Raw genomic sequence first — 21,973 nt, 5'->3', positions numbered from 1 at the left:
GTGTCCCGCGAGGTCATGGCGCCTTGTGTTGCATGACCGATTCGCAACGGAAGAGTTTCCTGGAGGAAGGCAATGCGTAACCTGGCAACCGTGCTGGTAACAGACAAGGAAAGTGGGCAGAGCGCCGAGGTGCAGCTGGACGAGCTCACCAACCTGACCAACAGCGTCGTCATGCTGTCGGTCGGGCCCGATGAAATTGCCTCTATCGAGGCTCAGTCGGGAGACCTGCTGATCACCCTGAACAGCGGTGAGGCCATTATCATTGCCGGTTTCTTCGATACCCCGGAGGGGGAGCGCAATGAGCTTGTGCTCGAAGATGCCAACGGCATCCTGTGGTGGGGCCAATACGACTCACCCTGGAGCGAATTCTCCTTTGCCGAGATCAACCTGCTGGATGAGGCGGCAAAGGATCAGGAGATCGGCTGGTGGCTGATTGCCGCCGGCCTGGGCGGTGCTGCCGCCATCGCCGCCGCTGCCGGCGGTGGCGGCTCTTCCTCCAGTAGCCCCTCCCGGCCGGAAGAGGATACGACGCCTCCCGATGCCCCGAGCGCCTGGTTCAACGAGACCGGCGATGCCGTAAGTGGCGAGGCCGAGCCGGGCAGCACCGTGATCGTGCGCGACGAAGACGGCAACGAGCTGGGCCGCACTACCGCCGACGAGGACGGCAGCTACACCGTCGAGCTGGACGAGCCGCTGACCAACGGTGAGGAAGTCGAGGTCACTGCCACTGACGAGGCCGGCAACGAATCCGAGCCGACCACCGCTACCGCTCCGGACACCACCGCCCCGGACGCCCCGACGGCGGAGTTCAATGACACCGGCGATGCCGTAAGTGGCGAGGCCGAGCCGGGCAGCACCGTGATCGTGCGTGATGAAGACGGCAACGAGCTGGGCCGCACCACCGCCGACGAGGACGGCAGCTACACCGTCGAGCTGGACGAGCCGCTGACCAACGGTGAGGAAGTCGAGGTCACTGCCACCGACGAGGCCGGCAACGAATCCGAGCCGACCACCGCTACCGCTCCGGACACCACCGCCCCGGACGCCCCGGTCATAACGGGTGCCGTGGATGATGTGGAGCCGGCCGGCGATCTGGCCGACGGTGATGTCACCAACGACAGCACGCCGACCCTGGAAGGTACCGCCGAGGCGGACAGCACCGTGACCCTGTTCCAGGACGGTACCGAGATCGGCACCACCACGGCCGATGGCGATGGCAACTGGAGCTTCGAGGTGCCGGCGCTGACGGATGATACCTTTGTCTTTACCGCCACGGCCACCGATGCGGCCGGCAACATCTCCGCGGACAGCGCCGGCTTTACGCTGACCATCGACACTCTCGCCCCGGACGCCCCGACGCTGGAACTGGCCAACGACACCGGTGACGTCGACGGCGTGACCAGCGACGGCACCGTCAATGTGGGCGGCCTGGAAGAGAACGCCACCTGGGAATACTCCACCGACGGCGGTGCCAGCTGGACCGAGGGCACAGGCGACAGCTTCGTGCTGCCGGAAGGCGACTACGCCGCTGGTGACGTCCTGGCCCGCCAGACCGACGAAGCCGGTAACACCAGTGACAACGGTGAGCTGGGCGCGGTGAGCGTGGACACCACCAGCCCCGGCGGCGAAGACGGCACCGATGCCCCGGTGCTGGCCATCGCCGAAGCCGATAACGGCTTTATCAACGCCGAGGAGCTGGCAGACGGCATCCAGGCGGTGGTGACCCTGACCGAGGGCACCCAGGAGGGTGACACCGTCACCGTGACCCTGAGCGATGCCGAGGGCGTTGAGCACACCTTCGAACACAGCGTCACCGCGGGCGAGGTGACCGCGGGTGAGGTCGAGATGGACCTGACCGGTCCCTTCGCCGAGGGTGATGCCAGCGCCGTGGCGGTGATCACCGACGAGGCGGGTAACCGCTCCGCCGACTCCAACGAAGTGACCTTCGAGATCGACACCCTGGCCCCGGACGCCCCGACCCTGGAGCTGGCCAACGACACCGGTGACGTCGACGGCGTGACCAGCGACGGCACCGTCAATGTGGGCGGCCTGGAAGAGAACGCCACCTGGGAATACTCCACCGATGGCGGTGCCAGCTGGACCGAGGGCACAGGCGACAGCTTTGTGCTGCCGGAAGGTGACTACGCCGACGGCGACGTCCTGGCCCGCCAGACCGACGAAGCCGGTAACACCAGTGACAACGGCGAGCTGGGTGCGGTGAGCGTGGACACCACCAGCCCCGGCGGCGAAGACGGCACCGATGCCCCGGTGCTGGCCATCGCCGAAGCCGATAACGGCTTTATCAACGCCGAGGAGCTGGCAGACGGCATCCAGGCGGTGGTGACCCTGACCGAGGGCACCCAGGAGGGTGACACCGTCACCGTGACCCTGAGCGATGCCGAGGGCGTTGAGCACACCTTCGAACACAGCGTCACCGCGGGCGAGGTGACCGCGGGTGAGGTCGAGATGGACCTGACCGGTCCCTTCGCCGAGGGTGATGCCAGCGCCGTGGCGGTGATCACCGACGAGGCGGGTAACCGCTCCGCCGACTCCAACGAAGTGACCTTCGAGATCGACACCCTGGCCCCGGACGCCCCGACCCTGGAACTGGCCAACGACACCGGTGACGTCGACGGCGTGACCAGCGACGGCACCGTCAACGTGGGCGGCCTGGAAGAGAACGCCACCTGGGAATACTCCACCGATGGCGGTGCCAGCTGGACCGAGGGCACAGGCGACAGCTTCGTGCTGCCGGAAGGCGACTACGCCGAGGGTGACGTCCTGGCCCGCCAGACCGACGAAGCCGGCAACACCAGTGACAACGGTGAGCTGGGCGCCGTGAGCGTGGACACCACCGCGCCGGACTCCGAGGCCAACAGCATCGCCTTCGTTGATCCCAATGAGGACGGCTGGATCAATGCAGCCGAGGTAGAGAGCGTTGAGCTGGAGGGCCAGCTGGACGCTGACGATGACGTGACCATCACCAGCATCGTGATCACCGATGACGTCGGCGGCAGCGTTGTAGTGGACGCGGCGGATATCACCGTCACGGACGGTGTCATCAGCGTGGCCGGCCAGGACCTGAGCGGACTGGCCGACGGCGAGCTGACCGTGACCATGACGGTGACCGATGTCGCAGGCAACGCGATTGAGGTGACCGATACCATCGCTTTGGATGCCACCGCCCCGGACGCCCCGACCCTGGAGCTGGCCAACGACACCGGTGACGTCGACGGCGTGACCAGCGACGGCACCGTCAACGTGGGCGGCCTGGAAGAGAACGCCACCTGGGAATACTCCACCGATGGCGGTGGTACCTGGCTACCGGGCAGCGGTGACAGCTTCGTGCTGCTGGACGGTGACTACGGCGAGGGGGATGTGTTGGCTCGCCAGACCGATGAGGCTGGCAACATCAGTGACGAGGGCATCCTGGAAATGGATGTCACCGTAGATGGCAGCACGCCGACCATCACGATCGACACCATTGCCGGCGATGATGTCCTTAACCTGGCGGAATCCCAGGAGGAGCTGACCATTACCGGCACCACCACCGGGGTGGAGGACGGCCAGGTCGTCACCGTCACGCTGGATGGTGAAACCTACACCGGCGCGGTGACCGGCAATGCCTGGAGCGTTACGGTGCCGAGCGAGGATCTACAGGCGCTCGGTGATGGGCAGACCTACACGGTCACCGCCGATGTGGATAACGCCGCGGGTAACTCGGCGGAGCAAGCCACCCGCGAGATTGGCACCGACTTCACCAGCCCCGGCGGCGAAGACGGCACCGATGCCCCGGTGCTGGCCATCGCCGAAGCCGATAACGGCTTTATCAACGCCGAGGAGCTGGCAGACGGCATCCAGGCGGTGGTGACCCTGACCGAGGGCACCCAGGAGGGTGACACCGTCACCGTGACCCTGAGCGATGCCGAGGGCGTTGAGCACACCTTCGAACACAGCGTCACCGCGGGCGAGGTGACCGCGGGTGAGGTCGAGATGGACCTGACCGGTCCCTTCGCCGAGGGTGATGCCAGCGCCGTGGCGGTGATCACCGACGAGGCGGGTAACCGCTCCGCCGACTCCAACGAAGTGACCTTCGAGATCGACACCCTGGCCCCGGACGCCCCGACCCTGGCGCTGGCCAACGACACCGGTGACGTCGACGGCGTGACCAGCGATGGCACCGTCAACGTGGGCGGCCTGGAAGAGAACGCCACCTGGGAATACTCCACCGACGGCGGTGCCAGCTGGACCGAGGGCACAGGCGACAGCTTCGTGCTGCCGGAAGGCGACTACGCCGAGGGTGACGTCCTGGCCCGCCAGACCGACGAAGCCGGTAACACCAGTGACAACGGCGAGCTGGGTGCGGTGAGCGTGGACACCACCGCCCCGGACGCTCCGACGGCGGCGTTCAATGACGCCGGCGATGCCGTGAGTGGCGAGGCCGAGCCGGGCAGCACCGTGATCGTGCGTGATGACGACGGCAACGAGCTGGGCCGTACTACGGCCGATGAAGACGGTAGCTACACCATCGAGCTGGACGAGCCGCTGACCGATGGGGAAGAGGTGACCGTTACCGCCACCGACGAAGCGGGCAACGAGTCGGCGCCCACGGAGGCCACTGCGCCCCAGGCCCCCCCGGTACTCTCCCTGGCGCTGGCCAACGATACCGGTATCGATGGCGATGGCATCACCAGCGATGGCACCGTCAATGTGGGCGGCCTGGAAGAGAACGCCACCTGGGAATACTCCACCGACGGCGGTGCCAGCTGGACCGAGGGCACAGGCGACAGCTTCGAGCTTTCCGCTGACGAATATGCCGACGGCGCCGTGATCGCCCGTCAGACAGTGGGTGAGCTGACCAGCCCGCCGGGCTCGCTGGGCGCCGTCACGATCGTCGAGCTGAATGCCGTCGACGATGCCGCCGCGCTGGATCTGGGCGAGCAGTCCGTCACCGTCTACCCCTCTGAAACCGAGGAAAACGTTCAGGTGCTGGGTGTCGCCGAGGGCGAAGGTGGCGAACTCTCCGGCACCACCTTTACCGTGGCAGAAGGGCAGACCGGCGAGGTGGCACTGCAGGTCCAGCAGACGGCGCTGGTGGCAGTGGCCGATGCCTTCCGGGTGGAGGTCTATGACGAAGGTGGCAACCTGGTCTATGTGGGGGGCACCGAAGACTCGCTGGTGGGGGATGTCGGTGGTCTGGAAATCCTCGGCCTGACCGGTGATGACACCCTGACCGCGGTACTGACCGACCTGGCGCCGGGCGAGTACAGCGTGGTCGTGCGCAATGAGGAGAGTAAGCTTGCAGGGCTGCTCGGGGAGGGGCTAACGCTCGAAGAACTGGGTGAGGCTGGTGTCGTGCTGGGCCCTGATAATCAGGAGGCGGTGCTAGATGCTGTCGAAGATGCGCTCAATGCCGACCTGCTAATCCCTGGGCTTGATCTCGGACTGGGCACCTTTGTTAGAAACATACTGGAACCGCTGCTTGATGGCACCACGGAGCTTGGCGCCGGCGAGTTGGTCGGTATCTTGACCGGGCCACTGGATGGGCTGGGCATAACGGGTGTGCTCGATACGGTTGTCGATGCTATTGCCGAGGCACTGCTTAGCAATACGCTGACGGCCTTCCAGTTCACCGACATCACCACCACGCTGACCGAGTACAGTTTCGCTGCCAATCAGCCGGTCGAGGGCAATGTGATCACCGGAGAAGGTGAGGGCAATGCAGCCGACCAGCTGGTGCCGGGAAGCGAGATCTCCCAGGTTCAGCTCCTGGATGCCGAGGGCAACCCCTCCGGCGATCCGGTCATGATGCCAGAAGGCGGCTCGGTGGAGATCGCCGGCCTCTACGGTGTGCTGACCATTGCCGCCGACGGCAGCTACAGCTACGCCGCCAACGGCGATCGCGCCTCCCTGGGCGAGTCCGATACCTTTACCTATACGGTATCCGACGGCCTCAACGAGGCGACCGCCAACCTGACCATCGCGATCGACGGCGAGGCGCTGCCGGAGCTTGATGCTCAGCCGGATAGCGTCGCACTGGATATGGGCAATCAGTCCGCTGTGGTCAATGAGCCGCAGACAGAGAGCAACGTCCAGGTGCTGGGCCTGCTGGAGGGCGACTCCGGCGAGATCAGCGGCGTGCCCTTCACGGTCAGCGAGGATCAGCTGGGCGAGATGACCATCCAGGTCAGCCAGACGGCGCTGGTGGCGGTGGCCGATGCCTTCGTGATCGAGGTGGTCGACGCCGCGGGCAACGTGGTCTTTACCGCGGCCACGCCCGACAACCCGCTGGTAGGGGATGTAGCAGGAATCAACCTGCTGGGCCTGACCGGAGACAATACGCTGACCGCTACCGCCACAGGGCTGGAGCCGGGCGACTATACCGTGGTGGTGCGCAATGACCAGGGGGCGCTCGCCGACCTGCTCACCGGCCTCTCCGTACAGGAGCTGGGCGAGGCCGGCGTGATCCTGGGGCCGGAGAATCAGGAGCTGGTGCTCGACGCCGTCGATACTGCCCTGGGTGGCAATCTGCTCTCCGGCACGGTGCGCAGCATTCTCGAGCTGACGCTCAATACCCTGAACGGCCTGGGCGTGGACCGCCTGGTTGATGTGCTGACTGATACCCTGACGGTGCTGGGCCTTGGCGATCTCGTCGATGGTGTGCTCAATGCGGTCGCCGGAGCGTTGGTCAGCAACACCCTGACCCTGCTGCAGTCCACCGAGGTGACTACCACCCTGACCGAGTACGCCTTCGATGGCGATCTCGAGTTCAGCGGCAATGTGATCACCGGCGAAGGTGACGGAAACGTCGCGGACGGTATCGCTCAGGGTAGCGTGGTCACCCGGGTCGAGAACGCCAACGGCGAGGTGGTCGAGGTGTTGGGCAGCGGTAGCGAGGGGGTCACCATTGCCGGTCTCTACGGCGTGCTGACGATCTTCGAGGACGGCAGCTACACCTACGACGCCACCGGCGCCCGCGCCGGCCTGGGCCAGGAGGAGGTGTTTACCTATACGGTGACCGACGGCAGCTTCAACCCTGACGGCTCACGCGTGACCGGGCAGGCGACCCTGACCATCAATATCGATGGCCAGGGCACGGCGGGCGATATCGCCTTTGCTGGAGTGGAGTATGACTTCGCCACCGCAGACGGCGTCGACTGGGATAACGAAATTGGCTTCAGCTGGCTGCTGGGGGCGCTAGGGATTACTGTCTGGACGCGACAGGATCCCACAAGCCGCACCATCGAGGTGGAGGAGAACACCACTCAGGATCTGACCATCAGTGTGACGGGTGGTGACCTGCTCAGTGTGGGGGGGAATACCTCCATTGCACTGGAGAAGCGAGTCGATGGCTCCTGGGAGGTGGAGCGTAGCTTCAACAATGACCAGCTGATTGGCCTGCTGGGGCTTGGCAGCGGTGGGGAGTTTGTAGTCTCTGGCCTCACAGCCGGTGAGTATCGCGTCACCATGGAGGTGGGAACCGGTCTGCTTGGCTTGCCGGGCAGCATTCGTGCGGATATCAGCTCCACCGTGACCCTGCTGGATGAGTTCGAGGTCGATAATGTGGCCACCGCCGAGGGCAATCTGCTCGAGAACGACGTGCTGCGCGGCAGCGACTTCGAGCTGAGTGTCTCAATCGATGGCGAGACCTTCGAAAGCACTGTGGACGGCCCGGTCACCCTGGATGGCGAATACGGTACCTTGGTGGTCCAGGACGACGGCAGCTACACCTATACGCCACGGGAGGACCTGGAAAACTTCGTTGATACGCTTTCCGACTCCTTTACCTATCAGGTGGCCTACGAGGGTGGCCCGACCGAGACGGCCGAGCTGACGGTCTTTGTCAGGTCGACTAACCCTGCCAATGAGCTGTTTGTTATCGAAAGCAATGAGTTCGACCCGATCGATGGTGAGGGCGGCTTCGACGTGCTGCTGCTGGACGGCGAGTTCGACCTGGACTTCACCGATCCGGACACGGCGACCGTTGCCAATATCGAGCGCATCGATCTCGGAGAAGCCGACGGGGAGAACACCCTGACACTGGCGGGCGATGATCTGATCGCTCTCACCGATGACAATGATGTGCTGCAGATTGCCGGGGATGAAGAGGATGCCGTGGTCCTGAGTGGCGATGGCTGGACGAAAGGTGAAGACCAGGTGATCAACGGCGTGACCTATACCGAGTACACCTTCGGCGACGATGCCACCCTGCTGGTTCAGGATGGCGTTAACGTGGAGGGTGCATGATCGGAGCGCATCGCCCCGGCCCTGCACGGGCCGGGGGGCTGCTGCTGGCTCTGCTGTTGCTTTCGGTCTCCGCGCCGGTCCTGGCCATCGGCCTTACCGAGGCGGTGGAGCAGGGGCTTTCGATTCACCCAAGCGTCGCGGCCGCCCGTGAAGAGGCCGAGGCGGCGGGGGCCGATGTGGCTATCGCCCGGGATGGCTACTGGCCGACGCTGCAGGCCTCGGCGGGCCCGGAGAACTCGCTCTGGGGCGAGGTCGGCTACGACATCACCGCCAGTCAGATGCTCTACGACTGGGGACGAGTCAGCTCCCGGGTGGAGGGGGCGTCGGCAGTGGAGCGCCAGTACCTGGAGGCCTACAAGGCTACCAGCGACGAGGCGGCGCTGGATATCGTCGAGACCTACCTGGACGTGCTGCTCTTCGCGTCGCGCCTGGCGGCGGTGGAGCGCTATATAGAACGCCTGGAAGCACTGGCAGAACTCAGCCGGGACCGCAGCGGCCTTGGCTATGTGGATCGCGGGGAGGCGGAGCGCGCCGAGCTGGAGCTGGCCCGCGCCCGGGAGCAGCTCTCGGTGGAGCGCGGGTCGCTGATGGATGCCCGGCGGCAGTTCCGGGAGCTGCTCGACCGGGACCCCGATGGCCTGGAGCCGCCGGCACCGCCGCGCCTGACCGAGCGGCTGCGAGACCCCGCCGCCCTCGAGGCGGCGGTGGTCGAGGCGCCGCTGTTTCGTCAGGCCAGCCAGGAGGTGGAGGCCGCCCGCGCCGAGCGCGAGGAGTCCCGGGCCTCCCTGAAGCCCCAGCTCAATCTGGAGGGTTCGCTGCAGCGTCGCGAGATCGGGGGGCGCATGGAGGAGGATGCGGTGATTGCCCTTCGCCTGCGCATGGAGGCCTTCCAAGGCCTCTCCAACTTCCGCCGGGTGGAAGCCGCGGGACGGCGGATCGAGGCGGCTCGCTGGAGTCAGCGGGCCACGCGCCGAGATCTGCGCCGTGCACTCACCACGCTGATCGAGCAGGATGAAATGCTGGGCTGGCGTCTCGAGTCCCTGGAAGCGCAGCTTGCCAACGCCGCCGAGGTGGCGGATGCCTACCAGGAGCAGTTCGAGGTCGGACTGCGGGATATCGATGACCTGCTGCCGATTCAGCGCGATCTCTTCGAAGCCGAGCGCCAGCGTCTCGAGCTGGAGAGCCAACAGACCCGCCTTCAGTATCGTGCCGCCACCCACCTGGGTGAGCTCGGCACCTTGCTGAACATGAACCCCAGCTTGGAGGAGGGGCGCAACGCCTCGACATGATGGAGCAAGTATCCCTGCCTGATCACCACGACCCTCTGCGCGAGGGTCTGGTGCTTTTATGCCGTCGGCTTGGACGGACCACGTCGGTCGCCGAGCTGGGCGATGGCCTGGCCCTGGAGCAGGGGCGCCTGCCTCTGGACCTGGTGGGCCGTGCACTGCGCCGGGTCGAGGTCGAAGCCCGAGCGCTGGCGATGCCCCTTGAGAAGCTGGGGGAGCGCCTGCTGCCGGCGCTGCTGTTGCTCGACGATGGCAGCGTGCGGCTGCTGGTGGAGTGGCGCGACGGCGAGGCGGTGCTGCTGCTGCCGGAGAGCGGGGGAGGCCAGGAGTGCCTGTCCCGCGAGGCCCTGGCGGCGTGCTATACGGGCACTGCCGTGGTGGCGCGGCTGGCCTACCGGCCCGACGAGCGCGCCGGCGACTTCGCCCGGGAGCGCAAGGAGCACTGGCTGAAGGGGCCGCTCAAGCGGCGCTGGAAGACCTGGGGGGAGGTCGGCGTGGCGGCGCTGATGGCCAACGTGCTGGCCATCTCCACCGCCATCTTCGCCATGCAGGTCTATGACCGCGTGGTGCCGACCTCCGCCTACGACACCCTCTGGATTCTCGCCAGCGGCGTGGTGATCGCCGTGGTCATGGAGTTCCTGCTGCGTACGCTGCGGGCCCACCTGCTCGATGTGACCGGCAAGGGGCTGGATCTCCAGCTCTCTTCGCTGCTGTTCGAGCGGGTGATGCAGCTGCGTCTGGCGGCCAAGCCCGGTTCCACCGGGGCCTTCAGCTCGCAGATCCGCGAGTTCGAGTCGGTGCGCGAGTTCTTCACCTCCTCCACCATCGGTGCCATCAGCGATATGCCCTTCGTGGTGCTCTTTCTGGGGGTGATCGCCTATATCGGTGGGCCGGTGGCCCTGGTGCCGCTGACCGCCGTGGTGCTGATGGTGCTGCCGGGCATTCTGGCCCAGGGCTACCTGGCGCGGCTGTCGCGGCAGAACCTGCGCGAGGGCGCGGTACGCCAGGGCGTGCTGCTGGAGTCCATCGAGAACCTGGAGACGGTCAAGGCGACCCGGGCCGAAGGGCGCAACCTGCGGCTGTGGGAACACCTGTCGGCGGACCTGGCCGAGGTGGGGGTGCGGGTGCGTCGGCTCTCCTCGATGCTGGGCTATGGCGCCAGCATGGTGCAGCAGCTCTGCTATGTGGGGGTGGTGGTGGTCGGTGTCTATCGCATCGGCGCCGGCGAGATGACCATCGGTGCCCTGATCGCCTGTACCATCCTGGCGTCGCGCACCGTGTCGCCGATGACCCAGGTGGCGGGGCTGCTCGCGCGCTGGCAGCACGTCAAGGTCGCCATGGAGGGGCTCGATGAGCTGATGCAGGCGCCGGTGGAGCGCCCGGCAGGCCGCACCTTCGCCCGCAAGCCTTCGCTGCTGGGCCACTATCAGCTGGAGGAGGTCTCGCTGCGCTACCAGGACGACGGCCCGGCGGCCCTCGACCTCAAGGCACTGGAGGTGCGCGCCGGGGAGCGCGTGGCCCTGCTTGGCGGCAACGGTTCCGGCAAGTCCTCGCTGCTGCGGCTGATGGCCGGGCTGGGCGACGCTACCCGGGGGCGGGTGGTGTTGGATGACGTCAATCTCTCCCAGATCGAGCCGGCGGATCGCCGTCGCGCCATCGGCTATCTGCCCCAGGACATCGCCCTGTTCTACGGCACGCTGCGGGAAAACCTCCTGCTCGACGGCGCGGCCCATGACGATGCGGCGCTGATGGAGGCCCTGGAAGCGGTGGGCCTGGGGAACTTCGTGCGCCGCCATCCGCTGGGGCTCGACCTGCCCATTCAGGGCAGCGGCAGTGTCTCCGGCGGTCAGCGTCAGGCGATCGGCCTGGCCCGGCTGCTGCTGCAGGACCCTCGCATCGTGCTGATGGATGAACCGACGTCGGCCTTCGACCAGACCAACGAGAAGCGGGTGATCGATTTCATGAAGCACTGGATAGGCGGACGCACCCTGGTGGTATCGACCCACAAGACCAGCCTGCTGAGCCTGGTCGAGCGCGCCGTGGTGCTGCGTGACGGCCGGCTGGTCATGGACGGGCCGGTGGAGAGCGTGGTCAGTGGCAACCAGGTGAAGGCGCCGCGGCGGCGGCCGGCAACCGGCAAGGGAGAGCGCAGCGATGGCTGACCGGGGCATCGAGCAGACGCGCATCCTGCGCGAGCTGGGTGACCAGCGGCTCAGTCATCATCACCGCGCCAGCCACCCCATCCTCTGGGTCAGCCTGCTGGTGATCCTGGTCTTCATCGCCTGGGCGGCCTGGGCCGAGATCGACGAGGTGACCCGCGGGGAGGGGCGGGTCGTGCCGCTGACCCGGATGCAGACCATTCAGAGCCTCGAGGGAGGGATTCTCGCCGAGCTGCTGGTGCGTCGCGGCGATCGCGTGGAGGCCGGGCAACCGCTGCTGCGCCTGGACGATACCCGCTTTCGCAGCGCCTACCTGGAGACCGTCAGCCAGATCGCCGTGCTGCGGGCGTCCATCGCCCGCCTGGAGGCGGAGGTGCTGGAGCTTGAAGAGATCGACTTCCCGGCGGAGCTGGACCCCGAAGGGGAGCTGGTGCGTTCGGAGCGGGCGCTGTTTCATGCCCGGCGGGATCGCCTGCGGGAGGCGGAGCGCTCGATCAACGAGGAGATGCGCCTGGCGCGCCGCCAGCTCGAACTGGTAGAGCCGCTGGTTCAGCGCCGTTCCGTCAGCGAGATGGAGGCGCTCAAGCTGGGGCAGAGTATCGCCAGCCTGGCGGGCCGCCTGGCGGAGCTGCGCAACACCTATGTGCAGGATGCCTATGCGGAACTCTCCACCAAGCAGGCCGAGCTGAGCACCCTGGAGCAGACCGTGCTGCAGCGCAGCGACCAGCTGCAGCGCACCGAGATCCACTCGCCGGTGCGGGGGCGGGTCAACGATATTCTGGTCAATACCCAGGGCGGGGTGATCCAGTCCGGTGAGCCGATCATGGAGATCACTCCCATCGAGGACCAGCTGCTGATCGAGGCCCGGGTGCGGCCCCAGGACGTGGCCTTCGTGGCGCCGGGCATGCCGGCCAGCGTCAAGATCACCGCCTACGACTACACCATCTATGGCGACCTCAAGGGCGAGGTGGAGCAGATCAGCGAAGATACCATCGAGGAGGAGACCCCGCGGGGCAAGGAGGCCTTCTATGAGGTGCTGATCCGCACCGAGACCGCCTATCTCGAACGCAACGGTGAGGTGCTGCCGATCCGGCCCGGCATGGTGGCCCAGGTGGATATCCAGACCGGCAAGCGGACGTTGCTGAGCTACCTGCTGAAGCCGATCATCAAGGCGAGGCTCTACTGAGGCGGCGACTGGCGAATCATTCAAACGTTCGTTACATTGCGGAGTGGGCGTACCCAACAACCACACAAGATCCCGCAAGGAGTTTCGCCATGTTTCGACGTCGTCTGCTGAGCACTGCCAAGGGCTTGAGCCTGAGCCTGGGGCTGAGTCTTGGCCTCGCCGCCCTGCCGCTGGCCGCGGCTCACGCCTGGGAAAACCGGGTCGAGGGCATGAAGAACCAGTGGGAGCGCCTGATCACCGAGCAGGCGGAGGGCCAGCGCAGCGGCGGCCTGAGGTCGCTTGCCGGCCAGGCCGAACGGCTGGTGGCCGAGCACCCCGACCAGGCCATGCCGCTGGTGTGGCAGGGCATCATCGAGGCCTCCTATGCCCGGGAGCGCAGCGGCCTGGGGGCACTCTCCAGCGCGCGCAGCGCCCGTGATGCCCTGGAGCGCGCCATCGAGCTCGACCCCGACGGTGCCAACGGCTCCGCCTACGTGACCCTGGGTGCCCTCTACGACCGCGCGCCGGGCCGCCCGGTGGGCTTCGGCAACAGCGAAACCGCCGAGCGCATGTTCCAGCGCGCGCTCTCCATTCGTCCCGACGGTATCGACGTCAACTTCTACTACGCCGCCTTCCTGGAGGACGAGGGGCGCATCGACGAGGCCCGGGGGCACGCCCGCCGCGCCGTGGAAGGGGAAGCCCGCCCCGACCGCGAAGCCTCCGACGAGGCCCTGCGCGAGGAGGCCCGGGAGCTCTTCGAACGGCTCTAGTGCGCGCCCAGGTAGGCCTCACTCCTCTTTGGGGTCAGACACTTAAGCCAATTTAGGGGCTGACCCCAAAGCAGGGTAAGGGGGCGCAGCTTGGCATCCGCGCTTCCGGTCACGATAATGGGATCTTTTACGCGACCGGAGAGCGCCATGAGTGACTCCCCCGAGGCCCCGAGCCTCGCCGCGGCGCCCTTTACCCGCGCCGACGTGGAGCTGGTGGAGCGCCGCTGCCTGCATCAGGGCTTCTTCCGCCTGGAGGCGCTGCAGCTTCGCCACCGCCTCTTCGAGGGAGGCTGGAGCGGCACCATGACCCGCGAGGTGCATCGTCGTCACGACGCCGTGGGCGTGCTGCTCTACGACGTGGAGCGCGATGCCGTGGTGCTGGTGGAGCAGTTCCGCGCCGGCGCCCTGGAGGATCCCGCTTCCCCCTGGAAGCTCGAGGTGGTGGCGGGCCTGGTGGAGGAGGGCGAGTCCCCCGCCGAGGTGGCCCGTCGCGAGGCCATGGAGGAGGCGGGCGCCCGGGTGGAGACGCTGATTCCGCTGCATGCCTACTACCCGAGCCCCGGCGCCTGCGACGAGCGGGTCAGCCTCTTCTGCGGCCTGCTGGACAGCGAGGGACTCGGCGGCGTGCACGGCCTGGACGAGGAGCACGAAGATATCCGCGTGCATGTGCTACCGTTTGCCAGGGCCTGGGAACTCCTGCAGGCCGGAAGACTCGACAATGCCATGTGTCTGATCGCCCTCTACTGGCTGGCGGGTGAGCGGGCATCACTGAGAGCGAGGAGATAGTTTGGGGAGCGAGAGCGTGCGCAGAGACGGTGTGCAGCGAAATGCCTATGTGACCGACCTGAGAAGCCTGCAGAGCGAGTGCAGCATCAACTACCTGCGCCTGCTTCGCCTGCTGGGTGACATGGAGGCCGGCGAGAGCCGGGAGGTCGAGCTGATCAGCGACGGCCGCTGGCTGGGCGTGCTGCGCCTGGAGCTGCTGGAGCGGGCGCCCTATACCAGCATGGTGCGGGTCACCCAGAGCGGCGTGCTCGACTCGCTGATCGAGGCCCCGCGCATGCGGGTCCACCTCTATCACGATGTGCGCATGGCCGAGGTCACCGACTTCCAGCGCCAGCGCCACTTCGACGGCCGCTACCGCTACCCCAATGCGCGCATGCATCAGCCCGACGAGAAGCTGCAGCTCAACCGCTTCCTCGGCGAGTGGCTGGAGCACGGCCTGGCCCACGGCCACTCCCTCGACCACCCCCTCGACTCTCCCGTGATCCGCTGACCCCGAGGCCCCTTTGCGATGATGCGACTGATCCAGATCAGTGACTGCCACCTGCACGCCGACCCCGCCGCCCGGGCCCGGGCGGGTTTCCCGCTGCGCCAGCTGGAGGCGGTGGTGGCCGCGGTCAACGGCGAGCGCCCCGATATGGTGCTGGTGACCGGCGATATCAGCAACGACGAGACCCCGGCCTCCTACCAGCTGGCGGCCCGCACCCTGAACCGCCTCGCGGCCCCCTGGTTCTGGCTGCCGGGCAACCACGACGATCCGGCGCTGATGGCGGAGACCCGGGAGCTCCTCGAGGAGCTCGATATCGGCGCCTGGCGCATCCTGATGCTGGATACCACGGTGAGCGGTCAGCCCCACGGCGAGCTTGGGGCCGAGCGCCTGGCGGCGCTGGCGGCCTGCCTGGAGGAGGACGACCGGCCGACCTTGCTGGCCATGCACCATCCGCCGCTGCCGGTGGGCTCGGCCTGGATCGATGCGCTCGGGCTCAAGGATCGCGAGGCCTTCTGGCAGGCGCTCTCCGCCTACGGCCAGGTGCGAGGCATCCTCTGCGGCCATATCCATCAGGCCTTCGCCAGCCATCAGCGCCTCGAGCAGGGGGAAGTTGCGGTGTTCGGCTGCCCCTCCACCACCGACCAATTCCTGGCCGGCGCCGAGACCTTCGCCATCGACGAGGCCTCGCGTCCCGGCTACCGGGTGCTCGACCTGCGCGAAGGCGACTTCACGACCTGGGTCGAGCGCGTCGATCTGTGATGATTGAGAATAGACGGTCTTTGGGTATAAAAAGAGTCCCATTAATTCTTTTGGGTTATTAATAATCCGGCGTTAATCTGGTCCGCATGATTTCCATGCCACCGTCATGCGAGGTAGCCGGGCCATGACCACTCTTCATGCCGCCACCGCTGTGTCCTCCCCCGGGGCCGCCGAGCGCCCCGCGTTGTCGCCGCAGCGGCTGACCCATCTGCAGCAGCTCGAAGCCGAGTCGATTCATATCATCCGCGAGGTCGTCGCCGAGTTCGACAACCCGGTGATGCTCTACTCCATCGGCAAGGACTCCGCGGTCATGCTGCACCTGGCGCGCAAGGCCTTCTATCCCGGGCCGCCGCCCTTTCCGCTGCTCCACGTGGACACCACCTGGAAGTTTCGCGAGATGATCGCCTTTCGCGACCGCATGGCCGAAGAGGCGGGCATGGAGCTGCTCGTGCATACCAACGAGGAGGGGCGGGCCGCCGGCATCAACCCCTTCGACCACGGCTCCAGCGGCTACACCGACGTGATGAAGACCCAGGCCCTCAAGCAGGCCCTGGACAAGTACGGCTTCGATGCCGCCTTCGGCGGGGCGCGCCGCGACGAGGAGGCGAGCCGCGCCAAGGAGCGCGTCTTCTCCTTCCGCGACCGCTATCACCGCTGGGACCCCAAGAACCAGCGCCCGGAGCTCTGGAACCTCTACAACGCCCGGGTCAGCAAGGGCGAGTCGATCCGCGCCTTTCCGCTCTCCAACTGGACCGAGCTGGATATCTGGCAGTACATCTATCTGGAGTCCATTCCCATCGTGCCCCTCTACTTCAGCGCCCTGCGCCCGGTGGTGGAGCGCGACGGCATGCTGGTGATGGTCGACGACGAGCGCCTGCCCCTGGCCGAGGGGGAGGTCCCCGAGGAGCGCTCGGTGCGCTTCCGCACCCTGGGCTGCTACCCGCTCACCGGGGCGGTGGAGTCCACCGCCGCCACCCTGCCCGAGATCATCCAGGAGATGCTGCTGACCCGCACCAGCGAGCGCAGCGGCCGCGCCATCGACCACGACCAGGCCGGCTCCATGGAGAAGAAGAAGCGCGAGGGGTATTTCTGATGTCACACCAATCGACTCTGATCGCCGACAATATCGAGCAGTACCTGCACGAGCACGAGAACAAGGACCTGCTGCGTTTCATCACCTGCGGCAGCGTCGACGACGGCAAGTCGACCCTGATCGGGCGGCTGCTGCACGACTCCAAGATGATCTTCGACGACCAGCTCGCCGCCATCACTCGTGATTCGAAGAAGGTGGGCACCACCGGCGAGGAGGTGGATCTCGCCCTGCTGGTGGACGGCCTGCAGTCGGAGCGGGAGCAGGGGATCACCATCGACGTGGCCTACCGCTTCTTCTCCACCGACAGGCGCAAGTTCATCATCGCCGACACCCCCGGCCACGAGCAGTACACCCGCAACATGGCCACCGGGGCCTCCACGGCGAGCCTCGCCATCATCCTGGTCGATGCCCGCCACGGTGTGCAGACCCAGACCCGGCGCCACAGCTTCATCGCCGACCTGCTGGGCATCCAGCACCTGGTGGTGGCGGTCAACAAGATGGACCTCGTCGACTACTCCCAGGCGCGCTTCGACGAGATCGTCGAGGAGTACCAGGCCATCGCCGACAGGCTCCAGGCCCGGGACATCCGCTTCGTGCCGCTCTCGGCGCTCAAGGGCGATAACGTGGTCAATCGGAGCGAGGCCCTCGACTGGTATCGGGTGGAGGGACAGCCCGGCCCGACCCTGCTGGAGCTGCTCGAGAGCGTCGAGGTGAGCCGCGACCGCAACCTGACCGACCTGCGCCTGCCGGTGCAGATCGTCAACCGTCCCAACCTCGACTTCCGAGGCTATGCCGGGACTCTTGAGGCGGGCGTGCTGCGCCCGGGCCAGGCGGTCAAGGTGCTGCCCTCGGGCAGCCGCTCCAGCATTGAGCGCATCGTGACCTGGGACGGCAACCTGGAGGAGGCCTGGCCGGGCCAGGCGATCACCGTGACCCTGAGTGATGAGATCGATATCTCCCGGGGCGACTGGATCGTGGCGGCGGACGCCGAGGTGGCCATGAGCCACGCCTTCGAGGCGGATATCGTCTGGATGCATGAAAAGCCTCTCGAGCCGGGCCGTCAGGTCGATATCCGCCTGGCCGGGCGCTCGGTGGCGGGGCAGGTGGAGGAGATCCTGTACCAGGTGGACGTCAACACCCTGGAGCGCCACCCGGCCGAGCGCCTCGCGCTCAACGCCATCGCCCGCTGCCGGGTGGGGCTCACCGCCGAGGTCCCCCTGGACGAGTATGCGAAGAGCCCCGGTACCGGCAGCTTCATCGTCATCGATCGGCTGACCAACGTCACCCTGGGGGCGGGCATGATCCGCGCCGTGGTGGAAGGCGATTCGCCGAGCGCGACCGAGGTGGACTGGGCCGGCTTCGAGCTGGAGCTCAACGCCCTGGTGCGCAGGTACTTCCCCCACTGGGAAGCGAAGGATATTCGCAAGCTTCTCTGACGCCGCCGCGCTGCTCCCTGAGACGCCTCGACCCCGGACCATGCCCGGGGTCGAGGCGTTCTGGAGCGGCGCGGGGCGTCAGCGCGCCAGCACCAGGGCGGGGGGCTCGCCATCCGCCACCCTGGCCTCATGGAGCTCGGCGCCGAAGACCCGGGCCAGGCGGCCTGCGCCCAGCACCTCCCCCGGCGGGCCGGCGGCGATCCGTCGGCCCTGCTGCATCAGCCATACCCGGTGGGCGTAGCGCGCCGCCAGATTGAGGTCGTGAAGGACGCAGACCACGGCGAGGCCGCGCTGGTCGGCGAGGCGCCGGAGCAGGCGCATCAGACGCTGCTGCTGGCCGATATCCAGGGCGCTGGTGGGCTCGTCGAGCAGCAGCAGGCTGCCGGAGTCGCCGCCGTCGAGCTGGCAGAGTGCCCGGGCCACCATGCAGCGCTGGGCCTCGCCGCCCGACAGGCCGGTGAGGGTGCGCTCGGCAAGGGCGGTGAGGTCGAGCTCGGCCAGGCTCTCGGCTACCTGGGCAGGCCCCGCCTCGCTGCCCAGCGCCACCAGCTCCCGCACGGTCCAATCGAAGCTGGGCCGCACCTGCTGAGCCACCAGGGCGCGCCGCCGCGCCAGCGCCTCCGGCAGCCAGTCGGCGAGGGGGCGCGCGTCGAGGCAGACGCGTCCCTGCTCCGGCGGGCGAAAGCCGGAGAGCAGGCCGAGCAGGGTGCTCTTGCCCGCGCCGTTGGGTCCCACGATGGCCACCAGCTCGCCGGGCGCCAGGGCGTCGCTCAGGGGGGCGAGCGCCGGGACGGTGGTGAAGCCGGCACCTTCCAGGGTCAGCATGAGCGCCTCCGCTGCATCAGCAGCCACAGGAAATAGGGGCCGCCCAGCAGGCTGGTCAGCAGGCCCACCGGGATCTCGGCGGGGCTTGCCAGGGTGCGAGCCAGGGTGTCGGCCACCAGCAGCAGCAGGGCGCCGCCCAGCATGGAGGCGGGTAGCAGCAGGCGGTGGCCGGGGCCCAGCCAGAGCCGCAGGCAGTGCGGCACCAGCAGGCCGAGAAAGCCGATGATGCCGGCCAGCGCCACGCAGACGCCTACCCCCAGGGTGGTGGCCAGCACCACCCGGTGCTTGAGCGCCGGCGCGTCGAGGCCGGCGCCGTGGGCGGTCAGCTCGCCGAGCTGCAGCAGGTCGAGCCCCCGGGCGCAGCGGCAGAGCCACCAGAGCGCCGGTGGAATGCAGAGCAGCGCGCCGAGGGCCGCGGGCCACAGGGCATGGGCCAGGCTGCCCATGCCCCACAGGCTGAGCTGGCGCAGCTGTTCGTCGCTGGCCAAGAAGGCGAGCAGTCCACCGAAGGCGCCGGCCAGGGTGTTGATGGCGAGCCCCGCCAGTAGCAGGGTGAAGAGGGCCTCCTGGCCCGGGCCGCCGCGCCCCAGGCGAAACACCACCAGGCAGACCGCCAGGGCGCCGAGAAAGCCGGCGGCGAACTGGCCGTAGAGCCCCAGGGGCCCCGAGGCGTCGAAGAGCACGATCCACAGCGCCACGGCGAGGCCCGCACCGCTGGCCAGCCCCAGCAGGCTGGGGTCGGCCAGGGGGTTGCGAAAGAGTCCCTGCATGGCCGCGCCGCTGCCGGCCAGCATGGCGCCTACCAGGGTGGCCAGCAGCAGCCGCGGCAGGCGCAGCTGCCACCACACCTGCCAGTCCAGAGGCGTGGGCCAGTCGCCCAGCAGCAGGCGGGGCGAGAGGCCGAGGCTGCCGCTGAAGGCGGCCAGCAGCCAGGCGGCCAGCAGCGCGAGCACAAGCCCGTTCAGCGCCTGCCGGTCGGGGAAACCGGAGTGACGGCCGATCATCGGTCACTCCTCCCTGTCGCCAGGGCCAGCGGTTCAAGGGCGTCGTAGAGGGCCAGCAGGGTCGCCGGGGTGCGCGGGCCGAAGCCGAGCAGCGCCTGGTCATCGAAGACCACCAGGCGCCGCGCCTGGCCCGCCGGGGTCATGGCTAGCCCCGGCAGGCGCCACAGGGCCGGTTCGCCGCCGAGCCCCTCCAGGCCGCCGCGGGTGGCGATCACCACCTCCGGGGCCTGGCGAATCAGCGCCTCGGCGCCCACCGGCTTGTAGCCCGACATCTCGGCGAAGGCGTTGGTGACCCCCACGGCGTCCATCATCGCCTGGGCCGCGGTGTCGCGTCCGGCGACCCGGGGCGTCATGCCGCCGTGACCGAGCAGGAAGAGGGCGCGCAGGGGCGGCAGGGGCGGCAGCGCCGCCAGCTCGGCGACCTCTGCCTGAAGTGCCTCGGCCAGGGCGCTGCCCCGGTCGATGATGGCCGGGTCGTCGCCCAGCGCCGCGGCCACCTGGCGCACCTTGGCGGGAATGGCCTCCAGGCGCGGCGGCGCGTCGATGCGTGACACCGCAACGCCGCTGGCTTCGAGCTGCGCCAGCACTTCCCGGGGACCGGCGGCACGCGCCACCAGCAGATGCGCTGGGCGCAGGGAGAGCACCCCTTCGGCGGCCAGCTGGCGCAGATAGCCCACCGAGGGCAGCGCCTCCAGGCGCTCGGGGTAGGTGCTGGTGTCGTCGCGCCCCACCAGGCGCTCAGCGGCGCCGAGCGCAGCGGTGATCTCGGCCACGTCGCCGCCGATCACCACCGTGCGCGGCGGGTCGGCGATGCCGGTCAGCGGCCAGGCGGCCAGCAGCAGCCCCAGCAGCACGGCCTTCATGCGGCTACCTCCCGGCCGACGAGCTCCTCCAGCAGGCAGCGCCAGTCGGCGCGCTCCGGCTCCCCCTCCCGGCGCCGGGCGTAGAGCTGCAGCAGCAGCTCGCCATCGGCGTCGAAGGCCTCGAGGCTGGTGACGCCGCCGTCCCGGTTGGGCTTGCGTACCACCCAGGCGTCGGCGATGGCGTCATCCTTGAGGTGCAGGGTGAAGTCGCTGCCGAAGAGATTGAGCCAGCCGCCGCGGCGCTCGGGAGCGGGCAGGGTGCCGCTGCGGATCTGCACCCCGCCTGGGCTGGCCACGAACAGCATCAGCGGCAGCCGCCGCTCGGCGGCGCGCATCAGGGCCGCCTCGATCATGCCGGCGGGCAGGCGGTGGGTAAAGCGCCCCTCCATCAGGGCGTTGGCTTCGTGGCGCTCCAGGCCGTGCCGGCGCAGCAGGGTGAAGAACTGGTGAACGTCGCGCATCCTGCCCCAGTCGTGGGCCAGGCCCGGGGCCTCGGGCAGCGGACGCGAGGCGGCGGGGGAGAGACCGGTGAAGCAGGGCGCCCGGGTGTCGGCGCCGGCCGCCAGGGCGTGCCAGCCGTCGGGCAGTTCGGGCGTCAGGGAGAACGCCTTGTGGAGCGCTCGACCGTGGCGGTCGAAGACCTGCAGGCTGTGGCGCCGGGCCGGGGTGCCGTCGGCGCCCGGCAGCTCGTCCTGGATCAGGCAGGCCCAGTGCCAGCGCTGCAGGTGCAGGCGCAGATCCAGGCCGCCCGGGTCCAGCAGCAGCCCCGCGCTGGCCTCGCCGGCGACGGGATAGCGGCCGCTCTGTTCGAGCACGGCGGCGCTGGAGCGGGTCAGGGCCTTGACGCGCCCCAGGGTATGCAGGCGGCCGGCCAGTTCGGCGGGGGGCAGCGGCAGCGTGACGACGTCGCGGCCCAGCCGTGCGGCCTGCAGCTCCCCTTCGCTGATTCCCAGGCGCTGGGCGATCTCGATGGCCGGCAGCCGGGGCGAAGCGCGGCGGGCGGCGTCGAAGGCGTCGAGGATGGAGCGGACGGTGGCGGATAGCGGGGTAGCAGATACGGTCATGTGAGGCTCCTTTTCAGTGGGGCGGCCCG

General features: G+C 68.1%; 14 protein-coding genes. 10 read left to right on the top strand and 4 right to left on the bottom strand.

Annotation, left to right across the window (positions count from 1 at the left end):
• Positions 1-72: 72 nt before the first annotated feature.
• From ACRYRV_RS03520 to cysN, 10 genes are all read left to right on the top strand, one after another.
• On the top strand, positions 73-8,247 hold the full coding sequence (locus ACRYRV_RS03520) for a BapA/Bap/LapF family large adhesin (protein WP_444985954.1): 8,175 nt from the start codon (positions 73-75) through the stop codon (positions 8,245-8,247).
• Positions 8,244-9,536 (top strand): TolC family protein, encoded by a 1,293-nt coding sequence (locus ACRYRV_RS03515; RefSeq protein ID WP_444985955.1) that lies wholly within the window; start codon positions 8,244-8,246, stop codon positions 9,534-9,536. Before ACRYRV_RS03520 ends, ACRYRV_RS03515 begins: the two co-directional genes overlap by 4 nt.
• The gene (locus tag ACRYRV_RS03510) at positions 9,533-11,695 is read left to right on the top strand and encodes a type I secretion system permease/ATPase (RefSeq protein WP_309637273.1); all 2,163 of its coding nucleotides are present in this window, start codon (positions 9,533-9,535) and stop codon (positions 11,693-11,695) included. Before ACRYRV_RS03515 ends, ACRYRV_RS03510 begins: the two co-directional genes overlap by 4 nt.
• Entirely contained in the window at positions 11,688-12,878 is a 1,191-nt protein-coding gene (locus ACRYRV_RS03505; RefSeq protein ID WP_444985956.1) for an HlyD family type I secretion periplasmic adaptor subunit, read from the top strand. The genes ACRYRV_RS03510 and ACRYRV_RS03505 overlap by 8 nt, the downstream gene beginning before the upstream one ends.
• 89 nt (positions 12,879-12,967) lie before the next feature.
• Positions 12,968-13,627, top strand: coding sequence for a hypothetical protein (locus ACRYRV_RS03500; RefSeq protein ID WP_309637275.1), 660 nt, complete (start codon positions 12,968-12,970; stop codon positions 13,625-13,627).
• Between the two features lie 147 nt (positions 13,628-13,774).
• Positions 13,775-14,413, top strand: a complete 639-nt coding sequence (locus ACRYRV_RS03495) for an NUDIX domain-containing protein (protein ID WP_253450215.1) — start codon at positions 13,775-13,777, stop codon at positions 14,411-14,413.
• A gap of 31 nt (positions 14,414-14,444) precedes the next feature.
• Positions 14,445-14,903: a DUF1249 domain-containing protein gene (locus ACRYRV_RS03490; protein WP_253452041.1), complete on the top strand. Its 459-nt coding sequence runs from the start codon at positions 14,445-14,447 to the stop codon at positions 14,901-14,903.
• A gap of 21 nt (positions 14,904-14,924) precedes the next feature.
• On the top strand, positions 14,925-15,659 hold the full coding sequence (locus tag ACRYRV_RS03485) for a phosphodiesterase (protein ID WP_253452043.1): 735 nt from the start codon (positions 14,925-14,927) through the stop codon (positions 15,657-15,659).
• Positions 15,660-15,783: 124 nt separating this feature from the next.
• Complete coding sequence (gene cysD / locus ACRYRV_RS03480; RefSeq protein ID WP_444985957.1) at positions 15,784-16,752, top strand: sulfate adenylyltransferase subunit CysD; 969 nt, start codon at positions 15,784-15,786, stop codon at positions 16,750-16,752.
• On the top strand, positions 16,752-18,188 hold the full coding sequence (gene cysN / locus ACRYRV_RS03475) for a sulfate adenylyltransferase subunit CysN (RefSeq protein ID WP_444985958.1): 1,437 nt from the start codon (positions 16,752-16,754) through the stop codon (positions 18,186-18,188). Before cysD ends, cysN begins: the two co-directional genes overlap by 1 nt.
• Before the next feature lie 78 nt (positions 18,189-18,266).
• Here cysN and ACRYRV_RS03470 read toward each other — a convergent pair whose 3' ends face one another.
• Genes ACRYRV_RS03470 through ACRYRV_RS03455 form a run of 4 tightly spaced genes read right to left on the bottom strand, consistent with a single transcriptional unit; the run spans position 18,267 to position 21,944 of the window.
• Positions 18,267-19,013: an ATP-binding cassette domain-containing protein gene (locus ACRYRV_RS03470; RefSeq protein ID WP_444985959.1), complete on the bottom strand. Its 747-nt coding sequence runs from the start codon at positions 19,011-19,013 to the stop codon at positions 18,267-18,269.
• The gene (locus tag ACRYRV_RS03465; protein ID WP_444985960.1) at positions 19,007-20,017 is read right to left on the bottom strand and encodes a FecCD family ABC transporter permease; all 1,011 of its coding nucleotides are present in this window, start codon (positions 20,015-20,017) and stop codon (positions 19,007-19,009) included. Before ACRYRV_RS03465 ends, ACRYRV_RS03470 begins: the two co-directional genes overlap by 7 nt.
• Positions 20,014-20,880 carry a heme/hemin ABC transporter substrate-binding protein gene (locus ACRYRV_RS03460; RefSeq protein WP_444985961.1) on the bottom strand — a complete coding sequence of 289 codons (867 nt, stop codon included), beginning with the start codon at positions 20,878-20,880 and terminating at the stop codon, positions 20,014-20,016. The genes ACRYRV_RS03465 and ACRYRV_RS03460 overlap by 4 nt, the downstream gene beginning before the upstream one ends.
• Positions 20,877-21,944 (bottom strand): ChuX/HutX family heme-like substrate-binding protein, encoded by a 1,068-nt coding sequence (locus ACRYRV_RS03455; RefSeq protein WP_444985962.1) that lies wholly within the window; start codon positions 21,942-21,944, stop codon positions 20,877-20,879. The genes ACRYRV_RS03460 and ACRYRV_RS03455 overlap by 4 nt, the downstream gene beginning before the upstream one ends.
• Between the last annotated feature and the right edge of the window lie 29 nt (positions 21,945-21,973).

The sequence above is a fragment of the Halomonas mongoliensis genome (assembly GCF_052496345.1).
The sequence above is the reverse complement of the archived record's forward strand: the minus strand, read 5'-3'. Positions and strand labels throughout refer to the sequence as shown.